25 protein-coding genes and 12 tRNA genes are annotated in these 24,301 nt (G+C 45.4%); 31 read left to right on the top strand and 6 right to left on the bottom strand.

What is annotated here, in order from left to right; translation table 11 throughout:
• Positions 1-157: 157 nt before the first annotated feature.
• Together asd and rsgA are read right to left on the bottom strand one after the other, a co-directional pair.
• Entirely contained in the window at positions 158-1,036 is an 879-nt protein-coding gene (asd, locus tag ZX61_RS00400; protein WP_049842762.1) for an archaetidylserine decarboxylase, read from the bottom strand.
• 97 nt (positions 1,037-1,133) lie between these two features.
• Positions 1,134-2,189: a small ribosomal subunit biogenesis GTPase RsgA gene (rsgA, locus tag ZX61_RS00395; RefSeq protein WP_049842761.1), complete on the bottom strand. Its 1,056-nt coding sequence runs from the start codon at positions 2,187-2,189 to the stop codon at positions 1,134-1,136.
• Positions 2,190-2,316: 127 nt separating this feature from the next.
• On the opposite strand from rsgA, the gene orn reads away from it, so the two are divergent.
• Positions 2,317-2,862, top strand: coding sequence for an oligoribonuclease (gene orn / locus ZX61_RS00390; RefSeq protein ID WP_049842760.1), 546 nt, complete (start codon positions 2,317-2,319; stop codon positions 2,860-2,862).
• 63 nt (positions 2,863-2,925) lie between these two features.
• Here orn and ZX61_RS00385 read toward each other — a convergent pair whose 3' ends face one another.
• Positions 2,926-3,636 (bottom strand): hypothetical protein, encoded by a 711-nt coding sequence (locus ZX61_RS00385; protein WP_049842759.1) that lies wholly within the window; start codon positions 3,634-3,636, stop codon positions 2,926-2,928.
• 315 nt (positions 3,637-3,951) lie between these two features.
• Between ZX61_RS00385 and ZX61_RS00380 the strand changes: the two genes are divergently transcribed.
• The 12 genes from ZX61_RS00380 (at position 3,952) to ZX61_RS00330 (ending at position 5,218) form a co-directional block, all read left to right on the top strand.
• Positions 3,952-4,027 (top strand) — tRNA-Gly (locus ZX61_RS00380).
• 56 nt (positions 4,028-4,083) lie between these two features.
• Positions 4,084-4,160: transfer RNA gene (locus tag ZX61_RS00375), tRNA-Met, on the top strand.
• An 18-nt stretch (positions 4,161-4,178) separates the two neighbouring features.
• Positions 4,179-4,254 (top strand) — tRNA-Gly (locus tag ZX61_RS00370).
• A gap of 56 nt (positions 4,255-4,310) precedes the next feature.
• A tRNA-Met gene (locus tag ZX61_RS00365) sits at positions 4,311-4,387 on the top strand.
• 18 nt (positions 4,388-4,405) lie between these two features.
• Positions 4,406-4,481, top strand: a tRNA-Gly gene (locus ZX61_RS00360).
• A 42-nt stretch (positions 4,482-4,523) separates the two neighbouring features.
• A tRNA-Met gene (locus tag ZX61_RS00355) sits at positions 4,524-4,600 on the top strand.
• 3 nt (positions 4,601-4,603) lie between these two features.
• Positions 4,604-4,679, top strand: a tRNA-Gly gene (locus tag ZX61_RS00350).
• Between the two features lie 42 nt (positions 4,680-4,721).
• Positions 4,722-4,798 (top strand) — tRNA-Met (locus ZX61_RS00345).
• Between the two features lie 3 nt (positions 4,799-4,801).
• Positions 4,802-4,877 (top strand) — tRNA-Gly (locus ZX61_RS00340).
• A 51-nt stretch (positions 4,878-4,928) separates the two neighbouring features.
• Positions 4,929-5,020 (top strand) — tRNA-Asp (locus ZX61_RS23915).
• 42 nt (positions 5,021-5,062) lie between these two features.
• Positions 5,063-5,139 (top strand) — tRNA-Met (locus ZX61_RS00335).
• Between the two features lie 3 nt (positions 5,140-5,142).
• Positions 5,143-5,218 (top strand) — tRNA-Gly (locus ZX61_RS00330).
• A 550-nt stretch (positions 5,219-5,768) separates the two neighbouring features.
• On the opposite strand, the gene queG is transcribed toward ZX61_RS00330, so the two are convergent.
• Complete coding sequence (queG, locus tag ZX61_RS00325; RefSeq protein WP_049842758.1) at positions 5,769-6,878, bottom strand: tRNA epoxyqueuosine(34) reductase QueG; 1,110 nt, start codon at positions 6,876-6,878, stop codon at positions 5,769-5,771.
• Positions 6,879-7,076: 198 nt separating this feature from the next.
• Between queG and tsaE the strand changes: the two genes are divergently transcribed.
• From tsaE to ZX61_RS00280, 9 genes are all read left to right on the top strand, one after another.
• A complete protein-coding gene (gene tsaE, locus ZX61_RS00320; protein ID WP_049842757.1) occupies positions 7,077-7,541 on the top strand; it encodes a tRNA (adenosine(37)-N6)-threonylcarbamoyltransferase complex ATPase subunit type 1 TsaE in 465 nt (154 codons plus the stop codon).
• Positions 7,535-9,259: a LysM peptidoglycan-binding domain-containing protein gene (locus ZX61_RS00315; RefSeq protein WP_049842756.1), complete on the top strand. Its 1,725-nt coding sequence runs from the start codon at positions 7,535-7,537 to the stop codon at positions 9,257-9,259. The genes tsaE and ZX61_RS00315 overlap by 7 nt, the downstream gene beginning before the upstream one ends.
• Positions 9,260-9,273: 14 nt before the next feature.
• Positions 9,274-11,238: a DNA mismatch repair endonuclease MutL gene (gene mutL / locus ZX61_RS00310; RefSeq protein WP_049842755.1), complete on the top strand. Its 1,965-nt coding sequence runs from the start codon at positions 9,274-9,276 to the stop codon at positions 11,236-11,238.
• Complete coding sequence (miaA, locus tag ZX61_RS00305) at positions 11,235-12,185, top strand: tRNA (adenosine(37)-N6)-dimethylallyltransferase MiaA (protein ID WP_049842754.1); 951 nt, start codon at positions 11,235-11,237, stop codon at positions 12,183-12,185. The genes mutL and miaA overlap by 4 nt, the downstream gene beginning before the upstream one ends.
• Before the next feature lie 190 nt (positions 12,186-12,375).
• Entirely contained in the window at positions 12,376-12,639 is a 264-nt protein-coding gene (gene hfq / locus ZX61_RS00300; RefSeq protein ID WP_049842753.1) for an RNA chaperone Hfq, read from the top strand.
• 40 nt (positions 12,640-12,679) lie between these two features.
• Positions 12,680-13,969 (top strand): ribosome rescue GTPase HflX, encoded by a 1,290-nt coding sequence (gene hflX, locus ZX61_RS00295; RefSeq protein ID WP_049842752.1) that lies wholly within the window; start codon positions 12,680-12,682, stop codon positions 13,967-13,969.
• A gap of 45 nt (positions 13,970-14,014) precedes the next feature.
• A complete protein-coding gene (gene hflK, locus ZX61_RS00290) occupies positions 14,015-15,202 on the top strand; it encodes an FtsH protease activity modulator HflK (RefSeq protein WP_049842751.1) in 1,188 nt (395 codons plus the stop codon).
• Positions 15,203-15,204: 2 nt separating this feature from the next.
• Complete coding sequence (gene hflC / locus ZX61_RS00285; RefSeq protein ID WP_049842750.1) at positions 15,205-16,182, top strand: protease modulator HflC; 978 nt, start codon at positions 15,205-15,207, stop codon at positions 16,180-16,182.
• A gap of 61 nt (positions 16,183-16,243) precedes the next feature.
• Positions 16,244-16,429: a DUF2065 domain-containing protein gene (locus tag ZX61_RS00280; protein WP_049842749.1), complete on the top strand. Its 186-nt coding sequence runs from the start codon at positions 16,244-16,246 to the stop codon at positions 16,427-16,429.
• A 3-nt stretch (positions 16,430-16,432) separates the two neighbouring features.
• Here the strand turns inward: ZX61_RS00280 and ZX61_RS00275 are convergent, their stop codons facing one another.
• Together ZX61_RS00275 and ZX61_RS00270 are read right to left on the bottom strand one after the other, a co-directional pair.
• Complete coding sequence (locus ZX61_RS00275; RefSeq protein ID WP_049842748.1) at positions 16,433-16,660, bottom strand: SlyX family protein; 228 nt, start codon at positions 16,658-16,660, stop codon at positions 16,433-16,435.
• 19 nt (positions 16,661-16,679) lie between these two features.
• Entirely contained in the window at positions 16,680-17,660 is a 981-nt protein-coding gene (locus ZX61_RS00270; RefSeq protein ID WP_049842747.1) for a WD40 repeat domain-containing protein, read from the bottom strand.
• A gap of 130 nt (positions 17,661-17,790) precedes the next feature.
• Here ZX61_RS00270 and fkpA point away from each other — a divergent pair, with 130 nt between their 5' ends.
• The 9 genes from fkpA to ZX61_RS00225 form a co-directional block, all read left to right on the top strand.
• On the top strand, positions 17,791-18,582 hold the full coding sequence (fkpA, locus tag ZX61_RS00265) for an FKBP-type peptidyl-prolyl cis-trans isomerase (RefSeq protein WP_049842746.1): 792 nt from the start codon (positions 17,791-17,793) through the stop codon (positions 18,580-18,582).
• 186 nt (positions 18,583-18,768) lie between these two features.
• Positions 18,769-19,491: a helix-turn-helix transcriptional regulator gene (locus ZX61_RS00260; protein WP_004743174.1), complete on the top strand. Its 723-nt coding sequence runs from the start codon at positions 18,769-18,771 to the stop codon at positions 19,489-19,491.
• The gene (gene tusD, locus ZX61_RS00255; protein WP_049842745.1) at positions 19,488-19,883 is read left to right on the top strand and encodes a sulfurtransferase complex subunit TusD; all 396 of its coding nucleotides are present in this window, start codon (positions 19,488-19,490) and stop codon (positions 19,881-19,883) included. Before ZX61_RS00260 ends, tusD begins: the two co-directional genes overlap by 4 nt.
• Complete coding sequence (gene tusC, locus ZX61_RS00250) at positions 19,880-20,236, top strand: sulfurtransferase complex subunit TusC (protein WP_049842744.1); 357 nt, start codon at positions 19,880-19,882, stop codon at positions 20,234-20,236. Before tusD ends, tusC begins: the two co-directional genes overlap by 4 nt.
• A 7-nt stretch (positions 20,237-20,243) precedes the next feature.
• Complete coding sequence (gene tusB, locus ZX61_RS00245; RefSeq protein WP_049842743.1) at positions 20,244-20,519, top strand: sulfurtransferase complex subunit TusB; 276 nt, start codon at positions 20,244-20,246, stop codon at positions 20,517-20,519.
• A gap of 188 nt (positions 20,520-20,707) precedes the next feature.
• Positions 20,708-21,082: a 30S ribosomal protein S12 gene (rpsL, locus tag ZX61_RS00240; protein ID WP_004399892.1), complete on the top strand. Its 375-nt coding sequence runs from the start codon at positions 20,708-20,710 to the stop codon at positions 21,080-21,082.
• A 97-nt stretch (positions 21,083-21,179) separates the two neighbouring features.
• Positions 21,180-21,650, top strand: a complete 471-nt coding sequence (rpsG, locus tag ZX61_RS00235) for a 30S ribosomal protein S7 (protein WP_004415829.1) — start codon at positions 21,180-21,182, stop codon at positions 21,648-21,650.
• Positions 21,651-21,805: 155 nt separating this feature from the next.
• Positions 21,806-23,908 (top strand): elongation factor G, encoded by a 2,103-nt coding sequence (gene fusA / locus ZX61_RS00230; RefSeq protein WP_049842742.1) that lies wholly within the window; start codon positions 21,806-21,808, stop codon positions 23,906-23,908.
• A gap of 149 nt (positions 23,909-24,057) precedes the next feature.
• The coding region (locus ZX61_RS00225; protein ID WP_235431278.1) for a GTP-binding protein at positions 24,058-24,301 on the top strand (244 nt) is incomplete at its 3' end.

Below are 24,301 nucleotides of genomic sequence, written 5' to 3'. Positions count from 1 at the left end.
TCAAAAGTATTAGTGAAGCCACAGATTAGTTCACAATGAATTAAAGGTCTTAGACCAAGTCTAGAATTTTGATAAACAGTTGAAATTGTTGAGTGAGGTTTGCTTTGGGTCAAAAAAAGCCCCGCGAATGCGAGGCTTCAGAGTCTAGCGTTGGTGATTATTCTGCTGCTTGTTCTGTCTGAGCGGTGTGAGCGTAAGGTGTGCCCATTACTGTAGACTGACCATTTTGCATCGAGTCATCAAATTTCACCGCATCTTTGGCGAATAGGTTGATGACCGTTGAGCCTAGCTTAAAGCGACCCATCTCTTCACCTTTCTTAAGGATTACCGATTTATCACCTTGAGCTGGGTAGTCCCATTTGTAAACGGTATTGCCACGTGGTGGTGTTACTGTGCCAGCCCAAACTTGTTCAATACTGCCGACAATCGTCGCACCAACTAGCACCTGCGCCATCGGACCAAATTCAGTATCGAAGATACATACGACACGCTCGTTACGTGCAAATAGGTTTGGCACGTTTTCAGCAGTATGTGGGTTAACTGAGAATAGGTCACCTGGCACATAAATCATCTGACGTAGCGTGCCGTCACATGGCATATGAACACGGTGGTAATCACGTGGTGAAAGGTACAGCGTCGCAAATTCACCGTCGGCAAACTCTTGAGCCAATTCCGCATCTCCACCTAACAGATCTTGTGCCGTAAAATTATGGCCTTTTGCCTGAATCAGTTTGCCATCAGTGATAGGGCCAAACTGGCTTACACAAGCATCTGCTGGGTGAGTGATAACACTGACTTCTTCAGTGACTGGTCGCGCACCATCTTTTAGCTCACGAACAAAAAACTCGTTAAACGTCTTAAAGTGTTTAGGATCAGAATGAAGTGCTTCATCCATGTTGACGTTGTATTGCTTAATAAACCACTTGATGATTGCTGTTGTTAGACCGCCAGCTTTTGCTGAAGCTAGCTTGCCCACTAAGCGCGTTAAACCGTGCTGAGGGATCCAATATTGCAGTCCAACTTTAATCTTATCCATTGTGTTCAATTCCAATGCTATTTTCATGATTGACTATATTCTGGGCGTGAGATGTTACTCAAATTGCACCCAAAAGTCAGCAGTTGCGATAGTTTGCTTACAAATCTGCTTTTTTATTACGTGAGTACTGTCGGTTAGCCTTGTTTTCCACCATGCTTTCAAGAATTCGGTGGTAGTTCTCGAAACGAATCTCGTTGATCTGTCCATTTTCAACAGCCTGGCGTAGTACACATCCTGGGTCGTCATTGTGTTTACAATCACGGAACTTACAGCCACCTAGATAAGGTCTAAATTCAACAAAGGCTTTAGTCACTTCTTCGGCTTCCAAGTGCCACAGACCAAACTCTCGAACTCCCGGTGAGTCAATCAGGTCGCCACCTGTCGGAATATGGTAAAGGCGTGATGCGGTTGTTGTGTGTTGACCTAGGCCTGAGTTCTCTGAAACCTCACCTTCTTCGACATTGAACTGTGGCATTAGCGCGTTAACCAAACTTGATTTGCCCACACCGGACTGACCGACGAAAATATTGATGCGGTCTTTCAGCTCTGCCTCTAACTCAGCAATGCCTTCACCAGTTTGTTTACTCACAAACAACACCTTGTAGCCTATGCGCTCGTATTCGCTTAGCCAAGATTTGTATTCAGCCAGTTGTTCTTGTTCTAGAAGGTCGATTTTGTTCAGTACCAGCAGAGGCGCAATGCTTAAGGTTTCAGAGGCGACCAAGTAGCGATCAATGATATTGAGTGACAGTTCAGGTAAAACTGAAGAAACGACGACCATTTGGTCTACGTTCGCTGCAACGGGTTTTAGGCCATCGTAGTAGTCAGGGCGTGTTAAGACAGAGGTTCTTGGTTCGACAGCTTCAACAACGCCATTGATGCCTTCCATCGATTCTAGGCCTGGGCGCCAAATGACTTTGTCCCCAGAAACCAGAGATTCGATACCGCGACGCAGATTACAACGTTGGATTTCTCCATTTTCGAGATCTTCTATATCTGCGTGTTGTCCAAAACGAGTGATAACCAGGCCAGATTTACTCCCTCCAAGCATAGATTCATCCCACTGAATGGCCTCTTCCTGCTTAAGTTTGCGTTTTTGGTTATGGCGTACACGCCTCACCTGACCTTTGGTTAGCTTTTTCTTTTTAGCCACGTTTCTCTACTTCAGTTGATTAATTTATCGGGTGATACCTGTCTGACAGCGAGTATCTCAATCTATCTTGGGTATCGGAATTTGGGTATAGTACCTCTTTTAGCACAAAACCAATAGGCAACGATTTATGTCCTTTAGCGATCAAAATTTAATTTGGATTGATCTTGAGATGACAGGACTGGACCCAGAAACCCACAAAGTTATCGAAATCGCCACCATAGTGACTGATAGTGAATTGAATATTTTAGCTGAAGGACCTGTACTTGCCATTCATCAGCCAGAAGAAGAACTGGCTAAAATGGATGAATGGTGTACAACAACGCATACGGGCAGTGGCTTGGTTAAGCGTGTACGCGAAAGTAAAATCGATGAGCAAGAAGCTATCCGCCAAACGATTGAGTTTTTGGAAAAATGGGTACCTAAAGGTAAATCCCCAATTTGTGGTAACAGTGTTGGTCAAGACAGACGTTTCTTGTACAAGCACATGGCCGAGCTTGAGCAGTATTTCCACTACCGCTACATTGACGTGAGTACATTGAAGGAACTTACTCGTCGTTGGAAGCCTGAAGTACTCGATGGCTTTTCGAAAACAGGCAGTCACCTTGCGTTAGACGATATTCGAGAGTCGATAGCCGAACTTCAGTACTACCGTAAAACGATTATCTCAATTTAATCGACTTTAATAACGCCAGCAATGATCGTTGGCGTTTTGAGTAGATAGCTGCAACAGCCCTATTTATGGCACGGGCAGGAATGCAAATTGAGCCACACCATGAACGACCTTAGTTATACCTCGATTCGTCTTGTCTGCGACGATCAGGGCCATCATGTCTTGAATCATTACCATCTTAGTAAATAGGCGATCGAAACTCATATCCCCCCCGTTTCCGTTTGTATCGTTGCTGTATATCAGAGGGTTACCATACTGATCTTTGCGGTGATAGAGTCGCCAAACGAATATCTCGATATTTCTCGCACTGTTATATAAAGATTGCTCATCAAGTGAATCAATAATAAAGAACTCTTGTTGGTGGTTGTACGATCGACGCAGCATTTCTGATAATCCAACGACAGCGGCAAATACGCGATCTCCTTGGAAGTTCTCATCAAAACTGAGCAAAATTGCCTCAATACCTGTGACGCCGTTTAACTCATCGAAAACCAAAGAGGGCAGGTCGATGCTTTCTTCAGAGCCAAATATTTGAGTGATACGACTTTCGATGGTGGCTTGAGGGCTCTTATGCAGTTGAATGGGGTTACGGACATAAAGTTTGCGCGTCAGCTCGATCATTTGTTTTTTCAACTGCCGAGCATGCACATCCATGACGAAGTCTACATCGCTTTTGCCGAGATTGCGCATTGGTTTAGGCATAGAACCACATCCCGCAATCAACAAGGCGAGAGTGAAGGGAATCAACGTTCGAAAAGCAATCCTTTGCAATAACATGGATACAGAACCTTAGCCTAGAGAAATGCGACAGCCAATGAGAGACTTTTATAGCCAATAGTTATATTAAAAAATACAATCATCAGCGACAATAAGTCACCAAAATGCAGGTCAACATCCCAATTTGAGCATGGGTGAAGTTGCTTTTATGTTATTTAACGAAATGCATTTCGTTTAAATTTCAAGCTGTTTTGATTGTTGATGTGCGCTTTTCATCCAAACAGGAAAAAAAAGGATTTTTTTTGCATGAAGGACTTGCATCACAAAAAAATGCTCTTATAATTCGCAGCCCTGAACAACGGAAACGTTGTTGATGCGACACTAGCTCAGTTGGTAGAGCGCAACCTTGCCAAGGTTGAGGTCACGAGTTCGAACCTCGTGTGTCGCTCCACTTTCTTTAGGTGGACAAGTGAAGGCTTTCATCATGCCTTAAATGGTGAACACGGACGCGGGGTGGAGCAGCTTGGTAGCTCGTCGGGCTCATAACCCGAAGGTCGTCGGTTCAAATCCGGCCCCCGCAACCAATTCTCTTTTGAGAAAATGCGACACTAGCTCAGTTGGTAGAGCGCAACCTTGCCAAGGTTGAGGTCACGAGTTCGAACCTCGTGTGTCGCTCCACTTTCTTTAGGTGGACAAGTAAAGGCTTTCATCATGCCTCAAATGGTGAATACGGACGCGGGGTGGAGCAGCCTGGTAGCTCGTCGGGCTCATAACCCGAAGGTCGTCGGTTCAAATCCGGCCCCCGCAACCAATTCTCTTTTGAGAAAATGCGACACTAGCTCAGTTGGTAGAGCGCAACCTTGCCAAGGTTGAGGTCACGAGTTCGAACCTCGTGTGTCGCTCCAATTTTAAGGTCTTCATCGTACCTAACGGTGACACAATACGGACGCGGGGTGGAGCAGCTTGGTAGCTCGTCGGGCTCATAACCCGAAGGTCGTCGGTTCAAATCCGGCCCCCGCAACCAAATGCGACACTAGCTCAGTTGGTAGAGCGCAACCTTGCCAAGGTTGAGGTCACGAGTTCGAACCTCGTGTGTCGCTCCAATTTTAAGGTCTTCATCGTGCCTAACGGTGACACAATACGGACGCGGGGTGGAGCAGCTTGGTAGCTCGTCGGGCTCATAACCCGAAGGTCGTCGGTTCAAATCCGGCCCCCGCAACCAAATGCGACACTAGCTCAGTTGGTAGAGCGCAACCTTGCCAAGGTTGAGGTCACGAGTTCGAACCTCGTGTGTCGCTCCACTTTTTTTTAAGTGGAAAGTAAAGTTGTCATCGTACTTAACGGTGAAGATTGCGACACTAGCTCAGTTAGATTGAGCACAACCTTGTCAAGGTTGAGGTCACGCCTTTCTGTTTATGAATAGGGAACCTCGTGTGTCGCTCCAAATTTAAGGTCTTCATCGTACCTAACGGTGACACAATACGGACGCGGGGTGGAGCAGCTTGGTAGCTCGTCGGGCTCATAACCCGAAGGTCGTCGGTTCAAATCCGGCCCCCGCAACCAAATGCGACACTAGCTCAGTTGGTAGAGCGCAACCTTGCCAAGGTTGAGGTCACGAGTTCGAACCTCGTGTGTCGCTCCAAATCTCCTTCAAATGACATGTCATTTGAATAGACCTTATGGTCACCGCTCTTTATCTAATGCTGCGAAGCATAAACCCCAAATTAGTAAGAAGTCCTCCTAATTTTTAGGTGGGCATTTTTATGTCTCAATATTAAATCTCAGCACGAGATCTGGTAAGTCAGAATCAATAGCAAACACTGTGTGAGCTAGGGCTTTGTACATTAGTCAACAGACTTATCCACAGAAGTTAAAGTGTGGATAACTTGGTGGGTAACCTGATTTTTATCCATGTATAACGTTTGACTAAAACGATCTTTTTGTTTTTGAAACTTTCTTACGTAAGTTGAGTTTCACTATAACTGATTGTTATCTAATGATTTTTTGGTGATTCCAATGCTCGATCAAGTGACTATTTACGATCATTAAGTCACTGTTTTTTGATCCTGGTCATTTCTGAACATTGTGATTAACTTCCCCATCTGTAAGAAAATGAGTAATCATCCTTTCTTTTTTCCACATCTTGGTTTTTGGATCTAGGTCAAACTATGAATGGCTTGGTCCGGCAAGCATTATGCATCTCGTGGTAAGCCTTTCTCGACGATTCTAATCAATCTATTTAGCTTAGTAGATTGAGCGGGAATTTGTGTTTGTTGTTGTTGAGCCCATCGAATATGTACATCTAAGGTGTCACTAAGACCTACGCGACTTTCTAGCGCTTCGATTATGTCGATGGAATATGGTGCATTCCCCATGGCAACAGATAGGTTCCTTAGCCACTGCAAATGTCCAATACGGCGAATAGCCGAACCTTCCATATTTTTTAAGAAAGTCGCCTCATCCCATTTAAAAAGCTCAACGAGATTTGCATTGGTCAATGCTTCTCTACGATGAAAGTCTTGCTGATCGGTTAAATCGGAAAAGCGATTCCACGGGCAGACTAGCTGGCAATCATCACAGCCATAGATTCTATTGCCCATTGCTTTGCGAAACTCTTCAGGGATAACACCCTCAAATTCAATGGTTAGGTAAGAAATGCAGCGTCTCGCATCTACAATGCCATCTGCGACGATCGCCTGTGTTGGGCAAGAGGTGATACAGGCTTTGCATTTGCCGCACTCTTCAACGCTTGGTTTGTCGACTGGAAGAGGAAGATCGATCAGCAGTTCACCAAGAAAGAACCATGAACCACACTCTTTATCGAGGATAAGCGAATGTTTTCCTGTCCAACCGAGTCCTGACTTTTGCGCTAAAGGCCTTTCTAGTATTGGCGCGGAGTCGACAAAAGGTCGATAACCAAAATTGCCAATTTCTTGTTCTATTTTTTGCCCGAGCTTTTTAAGCTGGTTGCGGACTAATTTGTGATAATCACGCCCAAGAGAGTAGCGACTTATATAGGCTTGAGTAGGATCGGATAGATTGGCAGCAAACTGTGCTTGAGGTGGCAGGTAGTTCATACGCACACTAATGACACGTAAGGTTCCCGGTAGCAGTTCTGCGGGACGTGCTCGCATCATGCCGTGACGTGCCATCCAGTCCATTTCCCCGTGGTAACCAGCATCAAGCCACTTCTGTAACTCTGCTTCATGCTCAGACAGGTCTACATCGCAGATGCCAACTTTTTGAAAGCCAAGTTCTTGGCCCCAAATTTTAATCTTGTCTGTTAGCTCTTGGTAGTTCATGCTGATTGATCCGGGTAAAGGGAGCGGGATCTTAACGGATCTTATATGTGGGATCTAGCCAAGGAACAGCGGAAAATGGCAACAAATCGCCGATTTTTCGTTTTACTTACACAAGATCTCTTGTCTCTCAATTCCAACCCAGTTTACTATTCGTGTTCTTTTGTTTTTTATATAGTCACAGCGTAGAGATTGATCTTCATGACCACCAAACAATTTGCCCTTAGCGATGAACAAGCAACGATTCAATTAGGGACAGCATTAGCGCACTTGTGCTCTCAACAGACCACCATCTACTTACATGGTGATTTGGGTGCAGGTAAAACGACGTTTAGTCGTGGTTTTGTACGCGCGCTCGGTCATGCAGGCAATGTAAAAAGCCCAACTTACACTCTAGTTGAACCTTATCAGCTTGATCAGTGGCAGGTTTATCATTTTGATCTTTACCGTTTAGCGGATCCTGAAGAACTCGAGTTTATGGGAATTCGTGATTACTTTACCTCAGATGCTATCTGTCTCGTGGAGTGGCCTGAAAAAGGGCAAGGTTTGCTACCTGAAGCGGATCTGGATATTGATCTTCGCTACGACGGAGAGGCACGTGTTGTCGTACTGACAGCAAATAATCAGTATGGATGTCAATTATTAGAACAGTTGGAGTTATGTTGAAGAGTACTTTTATAAGAGCTGTTTTCTTTCCATTTCTTCTTGCTCTTACTTTTACGCCTAGATTTGCATTTGCAAATGCGTTAGAAGGGATTCGTGTATGGCCATCACCTGATGAGACTCGAGTCGTTATCGATCTTTCATCAGAAGCTGACTACAGTTACTTTACGCTCTCTAGCCCAGAGCGCTTAGTGGTGGATCTAAAGAAGACCTCTGTCAGTACTAAGTTACCAATCAATGTCACTGACAGCCCTGTGTTGAAAAAAATCCGCAAAAGTTCACCGCCAAGCAAAGGAACTTACCGCTTGGTGTTTGAACTCAAGCGTAAAGTAGCTCCTCAGCTATTTAAGCTTGCACCGACTCCTGGTGGTCAGTACGGCCACCGTCTAGTGATCGATATGCCTCATGGCAGCCAGAAGAAAGTTACTTCAACTCCAGCTAAGTCGACCAGTTCAACGACTGTCAGTCGCGATGCCTCTCAATTGGCTGGTACGGCAGATATTGTTGTGGCTATCGATCCGGGTCACGGAGGCGAAGACCCTGGCTCGATTGGTCCGAGTAAGAAATATGAAAAACATGCAACCTTAGCTGTCTCCAAGAAAATCGTCGCTCAAATCAACGCTGTGCCCGGTATGAAGGCGGTATTGACTCGCGGAGGTGACTACTTTGTTAACTTAAACAAACGCTCTGAGATTGCTCGTCGTAATAAAGCTCATTTACTTGTATCGATTCATGCTGATGGATTCCACACACCTCAACCGCGTGGTGGCTCAGTATTTGTATTGAACACCCGTCGAGCTAACTCGGAAATTGCTCGCTGGGTAGAAAATCACGAGGAACAATCTCAGTTGCTTGGTGGTGCAGGCGAAGTGCTGTCCAAGAATAATAGCGATAGAAACGTTAGTCAGACTCTACTTGATCTCCAGTTTAGCCACTCACAAAAAGAGGGCTATAAGCTGGCGACGAAGATACTGCGTGAAATGACCAGAGCTGGGATTAAATTGCACAAGAAAGATCCTGTTAATGCCAGCTTGGCGGTATTGAAATCGCCGGACATTCCATCAGTATTGGTTGAGACGGGCTTTATTACCAACCCAACGGAAGAGAGGCTGCTATTCCAACGCAGTCACCAAGACAAACTAGCTCGTTCGTTAACGAAGGCGATAGTTCAGTATTTTGAGGCGAATCCACCTGAAGGGACTTTGTTCTCCAATCGCGGTAAAACCATCAAGCACAAAGTGGCACGCGGTGAGTCGCTGTCGTTGATAGCCAGTAAGTATGGCACGTCGACGAAAGCGATTATGCAGACCAACAAGCTCAAGAGTACCAGCTTAGCCATTGGTCAGATCCTGACGATTCCGGGCTCAAGTAAGTCTATCTCGGTGCCACAAATTAAGAATCCAGTCGAAACTAAGACTCTGACTCACGTAGTACAGCGTGGCGAGTATCTAGGAAAGCTCGCAGAGAAGTACAAAGTTTCGGTTGCGGCGATTAAGAAAGAAAATAAGCTCAAGTCCGATACACTAAAGCTTGGGCAGAAATTGAAGATTACTGTGAGTATGAAAGATCAACCACTGCGTAAGCACACAGTTAAGCGTGGTGAGTTCTTGGGCAAAATTGCCAGCAAGTATCAGGTGAGAGTGGACAACATTCGCAAAGCCAATAACTTGCGTTCTGATCAGTTGGCGGTTGGTCAGGTGTTGATCATTCCCCACAACTAAAGTGAGTGCCAGACGTGACGATTAAGATCCTTCCTGCGCGCCTTGCTAACCAAATCGCGGCGGGCGAAGTAGTAGAAAGACCCGCTTCTGTAGTCAAAGAGCTGGTGGAAAACAGTTTAGACTCGGGCGCGACACGAATCGATATTGATATCGACAAGGGTGGCGCTAAGCTGATTCGTGTGCGCGATAATGGTAAAGGGATTGCTAAAGATGAGCTTGCTCTAGCACTAAGCCGACATGCAACGTCAAAGATTCATACCTTAGATGATCTTGAAGCGATCATCAGCTTGGGCTTTCGTGGTGAAGCCTTGGCGAGTATCAGTTCGGTTGCTCGTTTGACAATGACCTCCCGACCAGCAACACAAGAGCAAGCGTGGTCTGCGTATAGTGAAGGTCGTGACATGCAGGTAAAGCTCCAGCCTGCTGCACACCCAATTGGCACCACGGTTGAAGTGTTGGATCTATTTTTTAATACCCCAGCTAGGCGCAAGTTTCTCCGTACTGAGAAAACGGAATTTGCCCATATTGACGAACTTTTGAAACGGATTGCGTTGAGCCGCTTCGACGTCACTATTAACCTAAGACACAACGGCAAGCTTATTAAGCAATATCGCGCCGCGAAAACTGAGCCGCAGGCTGAAAAGCGCATAGCCGCAGTTTGTGGTAATGCGTTTGTACGTAATATGCTTAAAATTGAGCTAGAGCACCAAGGGCTTAAACTGCACGGCTGGATCACAACGCCAGAAGGGGCGCGTCAACAAAGTGATCTGCAATATTGTTACGTCAATGGACGTATGATGCGTGATAAATTGATCAATCATGCAATTCGTCAGAGTTACGAAACTAGCCTGCGTCCTGACCAATTTGCAACTTACGTGTTATTTATCGAGCTCGACCCACATCAAGTGGATGTGAATGTGCATCCTGCCAAGCATGAGGTTCGTTTCCACCAAGCTCGTCTAGTCCACGATTTTATTTATCAAGCGCTGAGTGATGCATTGGCTCAGAGTGCCCATATTGATAAACCACAGCAAACCGCATCGGCATTTCATAGTGATGAGCAGGTAAAGCCAATTGATGAGCCTGGGCTGACCTCTACACCCCGTGAAGTTGTCAGTCTTGCTTCTCAGCAAGAGTATTGCGCTATTGAGTCGATACCTTCGTATCCTGGAAAAGCAGACTATGCAGAAAGTCATGACAGTGTGCGAGAAGCTCAGCCCAAGAATGAGTGGCAAGAATCTCGCCCGCTAAACAAACCAAGGATTGCTGAGCGATATAGTGAGCCAGCACCAAGTGCGCAAGAAGTCAAAGCCTACCAGGAGTTATTGCAGACTCCTGATTCCGCTGTAACTGAAAAAGACATTTGTTCAGTCTCTACGACAATTTCAAATGAACAAGTTGAAACACCGGTTGTCGAATCGTTAGGAAAAGCAATCAACTTGGTACAAGGTCGATATCTTGTGATGGCAGACAAGCAAGGAACGCGTTTGGTCAACCTTGCTAAAGCTGAGTGGCTGAGGGTCAATGGTCAGTTATCGACTCGTGAGGGGAGCTTAAAAAGCCAACCTCTATTAGTACCGCTATCGGTAAAGTTGGATGAAAGCTTACTTGAGGTTGCCGAAGCTCTTCAGCCAACTCTGGATGCTTTTGGTATTGAGCTTAAAACACGTGGTAATAAGGCGTTGATGGTGATGGGAGTCCCCCAGCCATTAAGGCAACAAAACTTACAACAACTGGTGCCAGATCTGCTATCTTACGCGCTTTCGTGTCAAGCAGCTTCACTGCCGTTGTCACATACCCAGTTAGCAAAATGGCTGAGTGATCATATTACTCAGGTAAAAAGTGACTACACTTTGTCGGAAGCTATTCAGATAATTGCGGATGTAGAGCAACTATGGCAGGGAAGACTTCCGCTCAGTGACCAGGCCTTTGTAAGGCCCGTAGATTTTTCTGCAACGATTGCAGCGTTAGAATTATGAACAACAAAGAATTACCTTTAGCTCTGTTTTTAATGGGGCCAACCGCATCAGGAAAAACGGATCTTGCGATTCGTTTGCGTAAGAAATTTCCTGTTGAGATCATCTCTGTTGATTCAGCGTTGATCTATAAAGGCATGGACATAGGTACCGCAAAGCCAGATGCACAAGAACAAGCGCAAGCGCCGCATCGATTGATCGATATTTTGGATCCTAGCCAAGCTTACTCAGCGGCTGATTTCCGTCGTGACGCGCTGAATGAAATGAATAAAATTGTTGAGCAAGGTAAGATTCCGCTACTGGTTGGTGGCACCATGCTTTACTACAAAGCGCTATTGGAAGGGTTATCACCACTTCCAGCAGCGAACGCTGAAATTCGCCAACAAATAGAGCAAGAAGCATTGGCTCTAGGTTGGGATAAATTACACGATCAATTGAAACAAGTTGATCCTGTTTCAGCAGAGCGAATCCATCCTAATGATCCACAAAGATTATCTAGGGCATTGGAAGTTTATCGAATTTCAGGTAAAACTCTTACTGAGTTAACTCAAACTAAGGGCGAAAGCCTGCCGTATAGAGTTAAACAGTTTGCAATAGCTCCCAAGGAAAGGGCAGAGCTCCATCGCCGAATTGAACTTCGTTATGAGAAGATGATCGAGGCTGGTTTTGAAGATGAAATGCGTGCGTTATATGCCCGTGATGATCTTCATCCAGATCTTCCATCGATTCGTTGCGTGGGTTATAGGCAGATGTGGGACTATTTGGATGGTAACTGCACTTTAGATGAAGCTATTTTTAAAGGCGTCTGTGCAACCCGTCAATTGGCCAAGCGACAAATCACCTGGTTACGCAGTTGGGATGATTTAACTTGGTTAGATAGCGAAAACATTGAACACGCGCTAGAAACTGTTTCAAATGCCATAGCATCTGACGGTTTTAGCTGTGTATAATGTGATCGCTTTTGCGTGAATGTGCCCTGTAAAGGATCGGTTACTTGAAATTTCGGTTTAAAGTCGTCATAACAGGTAACGACAGGGTGTTATTTTATTCGTTTAGCTCAGAGCAAAGGCCGCATCGTTTTAATGCAGCGCACCACTAGCTAAATAACTAAAACAAAATTACAAAATAAGGAAAATAAAAATGGCTAAGGGGCAATCTCTACAAGACCCATTCTTAAATGCATTACGTCGTGAACGTATTCCAGTATCTATCTACCTTGTAAACGGAATTAAACTGCAAGGTCAGATCGAATCATTTGATCAGTTTGTGATCTTGCTGAAAAATACAGTAAACCAAATGGTGTACAAGCACGCTATTTCTACGGTAGTTCCTGCTCGCCCAGTGAGCCACCACAGCGGTGAACGTCCACAAGGTGAACGTCAGCAAGAGAAATCAGAAGATTAATTCTCTTAATTACCCTATTTTTTTGTAAGGAGTTGATTGCTTGTTTGACCGTTATGAAGCCGGTGAGCGAGCCGTACTTGTTCATATCAACTTCACGCAAGAAGGGGAGTGGGAAGATCTCAACGAATTCGAGATGTTGGTCTCTTCAGCTGGCGTTTCTGCGTTACAAGTCGTAACTGGAAGTCGCCAGTCTCCACACCCTAAGTACTATGTCGGAGAGGGTAAGGCCCAAGAAATTGCCCAAGCAGTGCAATTGAATGGTGCAGATATTGTGATCTTCAATCATGCCCTCTCTCCTGCCCAAGAACGTAACCTCGAAACGTTGTGTAAGTGCCGTGTGTTAGACCGAACAGGTTTGATCCTCGACATCTTTGCTCAACGCGCCCGAACTCATGAAGGTAAGTTACAGGTTGAGCTTGCTCAGCTTCGTCATATCTCGACCCGATTGATCCGCGGCTGGACTCACCTTGAAAGACAGAAAGGTGGTATCGGTTTACGTGGCCCAGGTGAAACTCAGTTAGAAACTGACCGACGTCTATTGCGTGATCGTATTAAAGCGATATTACGCCGTTTAGAGAAAGTCGCTAAACAGCGTGAACAAGGTCGCCGAGCTAGAAATCGAGCGGAGATTCCGACTGTTTCCTTAGTTGGTTATACTAACGCAGGTAAGTCGACCCTATTTAACCGTATTACCGAAGCGGGTGTGTACGCGGCAGACCAGTTGTTTGCTACGCTAGACCCAACTCTACGTAAAATTGAGCTAGCGGACGTTGGTCCGGCAATTCTAGCTGACACGGTCGGGTTTATTCGTCATCTTCCGCATGATCTCGTTGCCGCATTTAAAGCAACACTGCAAGAAACTCAAGAAGCTGACATTTTGTTACATGTTGTCGATGCCAGTGACGACCGTTTTCGTGAGAATATTCAAGCTGTTCATGAAGTACTAGAAGAAATCGATGCCCATGAGGTGCCTTCTCTAGTTGTCATGAACAAGATTGATAATCTAGAAGATCAGAAGCCTCGTATAGAACGGGATGAGGAAGGGGTTCCTCGTGCTGTTTGGGTTTCGGCAATGGAAGGCATTGGTATTGAGCTTTTATTTGAAGCATTGACAGAACGTCTTGCAAGTCAAATGGTTCAGCATCAATTGCGAATTCCGCCACAATATCAGGGGCGAATTCGTAGTACATTCTTCCAGATGAAATGTATTCAACGAGAAGAATATGACCAGGAAGGTAACTTGTTGATTAATGTTCGCATGCAACAAGTGGATTGGTCTAGACTTGAAAAAAGAGAAGGGGCAGTTTTACGTGACTTTATAGTTACTTAAATGACTGCTACAGTATAACGTCATATCAAATGATGGAGCTTTCTAATGGCGTGGAATGAGCCTGGTAATAACAACGGCAACAATGGCCGCGATAATGACCCTTGGGGTAATAACAATCGTGGTAACAAAGGTGGCCGTGATCAAGGGCCGCCAGACTTAGACGAAGTGTTTAATAAACTGAGTCAGAAACTGGGTGGAAAGTTTGGTGGCAAAGGCGGTAAAGGATCGTCTATCGGTGGCGGTGGTGCACTAGGTTTTGGTGTCATCGCAGCAATCGCGGTAGCAATTTGGTTCTTCGCTGGCTTTTACACTATTGGTGAAGCAGAACGTGGTGTTGTGCTACGTCTCGGTAAGTACGATCGCATCGTCGATCCTGGTCTTAACTGGCGTCCTCGTTTTATTGACGAGTACGAAGCCGTTAATGTTCAGGCAATTCGTTCGTTGCGTTCATCTGGTCTAATGCTGACCAAAGATGAAAACGTAGTCACAGTGGCAATGGATGTGCAGTACCGTGTCGCTGACCCATACAAGTATCTATTCCGCGTAACAAACGCAGACGACAGCTTACGCCAAGCTACAGACTCTGCATTGCGTGCTGTAGTCGGTGACTCACTCATGGATAGTATCCTGACCAGTGGTCGTCAACAAATTCGTCAAAGCACACAAGAGACGTTGAATGAAATTATTGACAGCTACGATATGGGTGTTGTGATTGTCGACGTTAACTTCCAGTCGGCACGTCCGCCAGAGCAAGTTAAAGACGCATTCGATGATGCTATCGCAGCGCGAGAAGATGAAGAGCGTTTTGAACGTGAAGCTGAAGCTTACCGCAACGATATTCTTCCTAAAGCAACAGGTCGTGCTGAGCGTTTGAAGAAAGAAGCATTGGGTTACTCAGAGCGCGTAACCAACGAAGCACTTGGTCAAGTGGCTCAGTTTGAGAAGCTACTACCAGAGTACCAAGCGGCTCCTGAAGTTACTCGTAATCGCCTGTACTTAGATACTATGGAAGAGGTCTACAGCAACACTTCTAAGGTTCTGATTGACTCTGAATCTAGCGGTAACTTGCTTTACTTACCTATCGATAAGTTAGCTGGTGAAGGCAAAACTCAAACTAAACGTAGCACGAAGTCATCTTCTGCTTACGATCAAATTGAGCTAGAGACTAAGAGCAATGAGTCAACTTCAGACTCGCAATCTCGTTCAACTGGTTCACGTCAAGGGAGATATTAAGAATGCGTAAGTTAATGATCCCTGTTTTGGTTCTTGCAGCCGTTCTATTGTTGATGTCTGTGTTTGTAATCAAAGAAGGTGAACGTGGTTTAGTAATTCGATTTGGCCGTGTTCTAGATGATAACGGTGTATCTAAGATTTACGAACCGGGTTTACACTTTAAGATGCCATTGTTTGATAGTGTGAAAACCTTGGATGCGAAAATTCAAACTATGGATGGACGCTCTGACCGTTTCGTAACGTCTGAGAAAAAAGACGTTATCATCGATACCTATGTCAAATGGCGTATTGCTGATTTCGGTCGCTACTACCTAACCACAGGCGGCGGTAACACGCTGACAGCAGAAGCGCTACTTGAACGTAAAGTAACAGACGTGCTTCGTTCTGAGATTGGTGCTCGCGAAATCAAGCAAATTGTTTCTGGTCCACGTAACAAAGATGTACTGCCAGAAAGTGCTGATAGTGAAGAAGTGACCACTGAAGCGGCGAAAGAAGCGTTAGAGATCGACGGTGAACGTGACCAAATTATGGAGAACGTTCTGAACGGTACAACTGGTAGCGCATTGAAGGATTTGGGTGTAGAAATTGTTGATTTCCGGATGAAGAAAATCAACCTACCTGATGAAATCAGTGAGTCTATCTACCGCCGTATGAGAGCTGAGCGTGAATCAGTTGCTCGTAAACACCGTTCTCAAGGTCGTGAGCGTGCAGAAGTGATTCGTGCACAAGCTGAGCTAGAAGTTGCTACCGTTTTAGCAGAAGCAGATAAGACTGCCCGTGTAACACGCGGTGAAGCGGATGCAACATCGGCGAAAATCTACTCAGATGCTTACAACAAGGATCCTGAATTCTTCAGCTTTATGCGTTCTCTGAAAGCGTATGAGAAGTCATTTAGCGACAAGAGTGACATCCTAGTATTGGATCCGAAGAGTGATTTCTTCCAATACATGAATCAAGCTTCTGGCGCAACGGCGAAGTAAACAAACACTGATAATATAAAGGCTCCTGAATGGAGCCTTTATTTTTTATAGTAGGGAATATATGTCGAATTCTTTGTGGCTAGCACTCGGCCTAGTACTCATTGTTGAAGGCCTAGGGCCTTTGATTGCCCCGAATGGTTGGCGCAATATGGTAGCAGAGCTTAGTAGACAGCCTGACAATCAGTTGCGCCGCATTGGAGGCTGCTTGGTGGTCGCAGGTGCTGTCATTGCTTATATCTTTGGCTAATGCTTAGTAGTGAGGCGGTGGTGGCTCATTGGCAGGATCGGTCATACTAGGGCTATCCATGTTTTTGACCTTACCCACCACGTACTTCATCTGATCCTGCATCTTCGAGATCAGTAATTGCTGCTGACTTAAGGCATCATTTAATTGGTCAATGGTCTGTTCTTGGAAAGCCAACTGACACTCTAAGTCATTTATGCGGCTTTCTAACTGTTCAACTCGGTTTTCTTTCATGGCTCACTGATCTTTACTGTTAATAGTCCACATCCCAAGCTTGGGCGATACCAGCCGATGTCCCCGAGATCACTCGGTTTTGGCTATCAAAGGCTGCATCATACACCACTGCACGTGGAGGGCGAGTATCTTTTAGCGGTTCGGCTTCAAAGCCATCGATCCGTTTACCAGTGTGAGTGTCCCAAATCATGATTCGACTAGAAGGTGTACCCGTCACAAGGTAGTTGCCATCATCAGAAAAGCGCGCGGTTGAAAAAATCAATTGGCGAGAAAAACTGCGTAGCTTTGACAGTTCTTTCCCCGTGGTGAGATCCCAAACAATGGCTTGATTACCTCCATCAGACGTAAAAGCGAATTTGCCATCACGCTGCAAAGCAACACGGTTAATACGTTGCTCATGCTCAAAGGTTTTGAGTATCTGCCCGGTGCGGGTATCCCATAGATGTGCTTTATAGTCATTGCCACCTGAAAGTGCGAAACGGCCATTGGGTGATAGAGCAACAGAATTCACTTTTTCGTTGTGGGCAAGGAACTCTAGACGACGTCCGGTGACTAAGTTGACGTAGATTGCTTTGCCATTGGATAGACCAAGTAGTACTTGGTCACCATTGCTGGCAATATCAACATCGCGGATTAAGCCATCTGAAATTGACCACAGCCCTTCGGCTTGAGTCCAGGCTAAATCCCAAACTGCGAAGTTGATTTGGGTCGCGGTTACGGCAAAGCGACCATTATCTGATATTCGAATACGAGAAACAGTACTGGCTTGGGGATCTTGAGCACCTAAAGAGGCGAGTTCTTGACCTTCATCGAGGTCCCACAAAACCAGTTGATGTTCTTTAGAGTAAAGAAGGGCGAAACGAGCGTCACGGCTTAATGCAAAGCTGGTGGTGCCTTTGGGTTCGATAGTCCATCGCTGGCTGTCTTGGGCGGAGAAAAAACACCCATTTAACGCTGTAATGACAATCGTGATGATTGTTGAGTTAAAAATTATACGCATTAAGTCCAAATATCCGCTTGTTTACGTTTAATTAAGACGCATATTGGTTATATTGGTACAACATTCAAATGTGTACCAGTGTTTCTTAAAGATTTGTGCACAAAGACAAAAGTCTCAATTGGAGAGTTAAATGAAATCGATTTTTAAAGTGTCACTGCTTGCTGCAACTGTTGCACTCGCTGTTGGCTGTCAAAAAGAAGAAGAACCAAAAGCAGAAACAGCACCAGCGGCAGAGCAAGTGCAAGCAGCAGAAACAGCTAAGACGGTTTCTTTTGCCACAGAGGATGATAAAGCGGCGTACGCGATTGGTGTGTCTTTTGCTAACTACTTAAGCACTAGTCTAGATAAGCCAAACGAAATTGGTATCACACTAAATAAAGATCTTGTTCTTAAAGGTATCGAGCATGTGTTCGCGGGTAACCCTGAGCTAAACGAAGAAGAAACCCGTGCGGCGCTTGAAGGGCTAGATAAGCGCGTTGCAGAAACAATGCAAAAGCAAGCTGTAGAGAAAGCGGCGGCAGCGAAGAAAGAAGGTGCTGACTTCCGTGCTGAGTTTGAAAAGCAAGAAGGCGTTAAGAAAACAGACACAGGTTTACTTTACCAAGTAGTGACAGCAGCTGAAGGTGAGCAACCAAAAGACACGGATACGGTTCAAGTGCACTACAAAGGTACTTTGATCGATGGCACTCAATTTGATAGCTCATACGATCGTGGTGAGCCTGCGACTTTCCCACTTAATCGTGTGATTCCGGGTTGGACTGAAGGTGTTCAGCTAATGCCTGTAGGTTCTAAGTTTAAGTTTGTCATTCCGCCAGAGTTAGCTTACGGCGAGCAAGATACGCCAACGATTCCGGCTAACTCGACGCTTGTGTTTGAAGTTGAGCTGTTAAAAATCGACAACGGTGAAGAAGCGGTTCAATAAACGCTAGTCATTGATTGAACGAAAGGCCTGGTTTCTACCAGGCCTTTTTTGTTACTGAAAATGGGCTTGGCTAGTCATCAATTTTTTGTCCTAAATCACTAGATAGTGGGTTAGCTAGGTGTGCTTATCAAAATTTCTGATAAACTTACACCAATTTGTTGATTTTTCGCGCTAAGGCTTAAAGAAGTGACAACTACAGAAACAGTAAACACGGATATGTTGCTCGAAATGGAATCTGTTAATGTGATGCCATTTAGTGAGCATGACAAAATCATTCTCAGATCTTATGAAGCGGTCGTTGACGGTATTGCGAGCCTGATTGGCCCGTTTTGTGAAATCGTTTTACACTCATTAGAAGATCTTAACACTTCGGCAATCAAAATCGCCAACGGTGAAAATACCGGTCGTCAAGTAGGTTCACCTATCACAGACTTAGCTCTGAAAATGCTGCGCGATATTGAAGGTTCAGAACGTAATTTCTCTCGCTCTTACTTCACTCGCGCGAAAGGCGGTGTGTTGATGAAGTCAATTACGGTGGCAATCCGTAATGGTGAGAACCGAGTGATCGGCTTGTTGTGTGTTAACGTCAACCTTGATGCGCCTTTCTCTCAGGTATTACAATCTTTCATGCCGACAGAAGAGGCAAAACAAGCCGCTTCATCAGTAAACTTTGCCAGTGATGTAGAAGAACTTGTTGACCAAACGGTTGAGCGTACGATTGAAGAAATCAATGCTGATAAGTCTGTGTCAAATAATACTAAGAATCGCCAGATCGTTATGGAGCTATACGATAAAGGTATCTTTGATATTAAAGACGCGATTAACCGTGTCGCAGATCGCCTTAATATCTCGAAGCACACTGTCTATCTTTACATTCGTCAGCGTAAAACTGAGGACGATGAAAAGTGAGCACTTTGACTTACACATTGGTGGTAAATGGCCCTGTGTACGGCAGTCAGTCAGCGAAAAGTGCTTATCAGTTCGCTAAAGCTGTGATTACGAAAGGGCATTCACTCGTGAGTGTGTTTTTCTATCAAGATGGTGTGACTAACGGCAGTGATTTAACTGTGCCAGCCAACGATGAGTTCGATTTAGTGAGAGCATGGCAAACACTCGCCAGCGAGCACAATGTACGCTTAGAAACGTGTGTAGCCGCTGCTCTACGTAGAGGTATCGTGAGCCAGGATGAGGCAAACCAGCATGGCTTGGCCCAATGTAATCTGGCTGAAGGGTTTCATCAAGCTGGGCTTGGCAGTCTTGCAGAGGCTATGTTAGTTCAAGATCGAGTGGTGCAATTTTGAGTCAATTAACCTACTTATTTCGTAGCGCACCACACAGCAGTGCCTCTGGTCGTGAAGGTGTTGATGCTTTGCTTGCTGCTTCAGCCTACTGTGAAGACATTAGCGTCGTGTTTATGGGCGATGGAGTCTATCAACTGTTACATGGTCAACAAACCGCGGACATCCTCAGTAAAGACTATTCCCCCATGCTCAAATTGTTTGACCTTTATGATATCGAGCAGGTGTATGTGTGTGAGGCATCACTGTCTGAACGTGGTTTAGCACAGGCAGATTTGGTACTCAAAGGGCAGATACTCACGCCGTTAGATTTAAGCGCTCAATTACATCGAGCCGATAAAGTTCTTACCTTCTAGGTGTTCTATGTTACATATCGTTAAAACGGTTCAAGCGCTTGAAGATGTAAGTCGAGTGGCGACTGAATCAGATAAAGTGTTGCTGGTGGAACAAGCCGTTTACGCAGCAAATCCACTCCACCACGCTTTTCCGAGTGTAAAAGGGTTAAATACATCGGTTCTGGCGGCCGATGTTGAGGCTCGCGGTATCGCAAATCGTGTCAGTTCTTCAGTTCGTCAAGTCGACTTTGACGGCTTTGTTGAATTGACCATCGAACAGCCAAATTGCGTTACTTGGGAATAGTGAAGTTTTTACATTATCCAGTGTCGTTTTGCTTTTACACTTTTTTCGCCAGAATTGAGCAAAAAAGATCTGTATATTTCTTGACACACCTCTCACCTCTGAATAGAATTTTGCGTCCCTAAGTGCCACTGGCAGTTAGGGATAGATTTTTCACAAAGCTTACTTTCAAGTAAATCAGGAGCTAGTTAATGGCAACTATTAACCAGTTGGTACGTAAGCCTCGTGCAAAGCAAGTTGTTAAAAGCAACGTGCCTGCACTAGAAGCGTGTCCACAAAAACGTGGTGTATGTACTCGTGTTTACACTACTACACCTAAAAAACCTAACTCAGCACTTCGTAAAGTATGTCGTGTTCGTCTAACGAACGGCTTCGAAGTGACTTCGTACATCGGTGGTGAAGGTCACAACCTTCAAGAGCACTCAGTTGTTCTAATCCGTGGCGGTCGTGTAAAAGACCTTCCGGGTGTACGTTACCACACAGTTCGCGGCGCACTAGACTGTGCTGGCGTTAACGACCGTAAGCAAGGTCGTTCTAAGTACGGTGTTAAGCGTCCAAAATCTTAATGGAATCCGTTAAGTAAGGCCAAACACTAAATTATTTTTAATTTTTGAAGAAACTGAAAAGTTTTGGATAACCTGAAGAAGACAACGGAGAAAATCCATGCCACGTCGTCGCGTCATCGGTCAGCGTAAGATCCTTCCAGATCCAAAGTTCAAATCTGAACTGCTGGCAAAATTCGTTAACATCCTAATGGTTGACGGTAAGAAATCTACTGCAGAGAAAATTGTTTACACTGCACTAGATGCAATGGCTGAGAAATCTGGTAAAGATCACTTAGCTGTATTTGAAGAAGCTCTTGAAAATGTTCGCCCAGCGGTAGAAGTTAAATCTCGCCGTGTAGGTGGTTCAACTTACCAAGTACCTGTAGAAGTACGTCCGGTTCGCCGTAACGCACTTGCTATGCGTTGGTTGGTTGAAGCTGCGCGCAAGCGTGGTGAAAAATCTATGGCTCAACGCCTAGCTGCTGAAATGCTAGACGCGTCTGAGAACAAAGGTACTGCGGTTAAGAAACGTGAAGACGTTCACCGCATGGCTGACGCAAACAAAGCGTTCGCACATTACCGTTGGTAATACCTTTCAGTGCCGCGGTAACCTCCGCGGCGCTACTCTAGTTCCTATGCGCAAGCCTAGGAACTATTGCTATATCTAGGGCAAGCAAAAAGTGCCTAAAGCAGACAAGAAAGCAATAGAGATAGCAATAGTCCCTAATTCAAGAGGATTCAATCGTGGCTCGTAAAACACCTATCGAGCGCTACCGTAATATTGGTATCGTCGCTCACGTAGACGCAGGTAAAACAACCACAAGTGAACGTATTCTGTTCTACACTGGTCTTTCTCATAAAATCGGTGAAGTCCACGACGGTGCTGCTACCATGGACTGGATGGAGCAGGAGCAAGAGCGTGGTATCACAATCACCTCTGCTGCAACTACCACTTTCTGGCGTGGTATGGATGCACAATTCCAAGACCACCGCATCAACATCATCGATACTCCTGGACACGTAGATTTTACTATCGAAGTAGAGCGCTCACTGCGCGTGCTTGATGGTGCCGTTGTTGTGTTCTGTGGTTCATCGGGTGTTGAACCTCAATCTGAAACTGTATGGCGTCAAGCGGATAAATACCACGTTCCACGCATGGTATTTGTTAACAAGATGGACCGTGCAGGTGCTGACTTCCTTCGCGTTGTTGATCAAATCAAAAACCGCCTTGGTGCTAACCCAGTTCCAATTCAACTTAACGTTGGTGCGGAAGATGAGTTCAAAGGTGTTATTGATCTAATCAAGATGAAGATGATCAACTGGAATGAAGCGGACCAAGGTACAACCTTCAGTTACGAAGAGATTCCAGCGGACATGCTTGAGCTTGCTGAAGAGTGGCACAACAACCTAGTTGAGTCAGCGGCAGAAGCTAGCGAAGAGCTAATGGACAAGTATCTTGAAGAAGGCGAACTAACAGAAGCTGAACTCAAGCAAGCACTGCGTACACGCACACTAAATAACGAAATCGTACTGGCTACTTGTGGTAGTGCGTTCAAGAACAAAGGTGTTCAAGCGGTACTCGATGCAGTAGTTGAATTCTTGCCATCACCAATCGACGTTCCAGCGATTAAAGGTGTGGATGACAACGAGAAAGAAGTTGAGCGTCATGCAGATGACAACGAACCGTTCTCAGCATTAGCATTCAAAATTGCTACTGACCCATTCGTAGGTACGCTGACCTTTATGCGTGTTTACTCTGGTGTGGTGAACTCTGGCGACGCAGTCTACAACTCTGTGAAGCAGAAGAAAGAACGCTTTGGTCGTATCGTACAGATGCACTCAAACAAGCGTGACGAAATTAAAGAAGTTCGCGCGGGCGATATTGCAGCAGCAATCGGCCTTAAAGACGTGACAACAGGTGACACGCTATGTGACCAGAACCATAAGGTTATTCTGGAGCGCATGGAGTTCCCTGATCCGGTAATTCAGATCGCGGTAGAGCCTCGCTCTGTTGCCGATCAAGAGAAGATGGGTATTGCATTAGGTAAACTAGCGGCAGAAGACCCATCATTCCGCGTAGAAACGGACGACGAAACAGGTCAGACACTGATCTCTGGTATGGGTGAGCTTCACCTAGATATCATCGTTGACCGTATGAAACGTGAATTCAGCGTTGACTGTAATGTGGGTAAACCTCAGGTTGCGTACCGTGAAACCATCCGTGGCAACGCGGAAGTTGAAGGTAAATTTGTACGTCAATCTGGTGGTCGTGGTCAGTATGGTCACGTATGGATCAAACTGGAGCCATCTGAACCTGGCGAAGGTTTTGTCTTTGTTGACGAAATTGTGGGTGGTGTTGTTCCTAAGGAATACATCAGTTCGGTAGCGAAAGGTATCGAAGAGCAAATGAATAGCGGTGTGCTAGCGGGTTACCCAGTGCTAGACATTAAAGCAACGCTGTTTGACGGTTCTTACCACGATGTTGACTCTAACGAGATGGCGTTTAAGATCGCTGGCTCGATGGCATTCAAGAAGGGTTCATTAGAAGCACAACCTGTTCTTCTTGAGCCAATGATGAATGTTGAAGTAACCACTCCTGAAGATTGGATGGGTGATGTTGTTGGTGACCTTAACCGCCGTCGCGGTATGATCGAAGGTATGGACGATGGTGTGGCTGGTATTAAGATCATCCGCGCTCAAGTACCACTATCTGAGATGTTTGGTTACGCAACTGACCTTCGTTCTGCAACTCAAGGCCGTGCGTCATACTCTATGGAGTTTAACGAGTACGCTGAAGTACCGAAAAACTTTGCAGATAAAATCATGGCGGACCGTGGTTACGTATAAACGCATTGAACTAAAAAAAGTCTAGCTTTTTTTAAAGATCAATGCGTCCAAATATTGCGCTGACATGCGTTGGCGCATAAAATAGCAAATTCTGGCGCGTCTCGATCAATTCGGATCGTGGCGAATCATAACTAGGAAGGAACACGATCGTGTCTAAAGAAAAATTTGAACGTACTAAACCGCACGTTAACGTTGGTACTATCGGCCACGTTGACCACGGTAAAACAACTCTAACTGCTGCAATCTGTACTACTCTTTCAAAGGTGTACGGCGGTGAAGCGAAAGACTTCGCATCTATCGATAACGCTCCAGAAGAGCGTGAGCGCGGTATCACAATCGCAACTTCTCACGTTGAGTACGACACTCCAACTCGTCACTACGCACACGTAGACT

It is taken from the genome of Vibrio sp. VPAP30, from assembly GCF_001188205.1.
Classification (GTDB): Bacteria; Pseudomonadota; Gammaproteobacteria; order Enterobacterales; family Vibrionaceae; genus Vibrio; species Vibrio bivalvicida.
Note: the sequence above shows the minus strand (reverse complement) of the source record. Positions and strands in the feature narration are given on the sequence as shown.

What these genes read in the sequence shown, in the direction of transcription:
- asd (WP_049842762.1), bottom strand. Translation starts at nt 1,036, where the DNA reads ATGGATAAGATTAAAGTTGGACTGCAATATTGGATCCCTCAGCACGGT.
- orn (WP_049842760.1), top strand. Translation starts at nt 2,317, where the DNA reads ATGTCCTTTAGCGATCAAAATTTAATTTGGATTGATCTTGAGATGACA.
- ZX61_RS00385 (WP_049842759.1), bottom strand. Translation starts at nt 3,636, where the DNA reads ATGTTATTGCAAAGGATTGCTTTTCGAACGTTGATTCCCTTCACTCTC.
- queG (WP_049842758.1), bottom strand. Translation starts at nt 6,878, where the DNA reads ATGAACTACCAAGAGCTAACAGACAAGATTAAAATTTGGGGCCAAGAA.
- tsaE (WP_049842757.1), top strand. Translation starts at nt 7,077, where the DNA reads ATGACCACCAAACAATTTGCCCTTAGCGATGAACAAGCAACGATTCAA.
- ZX61_RS00315 (WP_049842756.1), top strand. Translation starts at nt 7,535, where the DNA reads ATGTTGAAGAGTACTTTTATAAGAGCTGTTTTCTTTCCATTTCTTCTT.
- miaA (WP_049842754.1), top strand. Translation starts at nt 11,235, where the DNA reads ATGAACAACAAAGAATTACCTTTAGCTCTGTTTTTAATGGGGCCAACC.
- hfq (WP_049842753.1), top strand. Translation starts at nt 12,376, where the DNA reads ATGGCTAAGGGGCAATCTCTACAAGACCCATTCTTAAATGCATTACGT.
- hflK (WP_049842751.1), top strand. Translation starts at nt 14,015, where the DNA reads ATGGCGTGGAATGAGCCTGGTAATAACAACGGCAACAATGGCCGCGAT.
- hflC (WP_049842750.1), top strand. Translation starts at nt 15,205, where the DNA reads ATGCGTAAGTTAATGATCCCTGTTTTGGTTCTTGCAGCCGTTCTATTG.
- ZX61_RS00280 (WP_049842749.1), top strand. Translation starts at nt 16,244, where the DNA reads ATGTCGAATTCTTTGTGGCTAGCACTCGGCCTAGTACTCATTGTTGAA.
- ZX61_RS00275 (WP_049842748.1), bottom strand. Translation starts at nt 16,660, where the DNA reads ATGAAAGAAAACCGAGTTGAACAGTTAGAAAGCCGCATAAATGACTTA.
- ZX61_RS00270 (WP_049842747.1), bottom strand. Translation starts at nt 17,660, where the DNA reads ATGCGTATAATTTTTAACTCAACAATCATCACGATTGTCATTACAGCG.
- fkpA (WP_049842746.1), top strand. Translation starts at nt 17,791, where the DNA reads ATGAAATCGATTTTTAAAGTGTCACTGCTTGCTGCAACTGTTGCACTC.
- tusB (WP_049842743.1), top strand. Translation starts at nt 20,244, where the DNA reads ATGTTACATATCGTTAAAACGGTTCAAGCGCTTGAAGATGTAAGTCGA.
- rpsL (WP_004399892.1), top strand. Translation starts at nt 20,708, where the DNA reads ATGGCAACTATTAACCAGTTGGTACGTAAGCCTCGTGCAAAGCAAGTT.
- rpsG (WP_004415829.1), top strand. Translation starts at nt 21,180, where the DNA reads ATGCCACGTCGTCGCGTCATCGGTCAGCGTAAGATCCTTCCAGATCCA.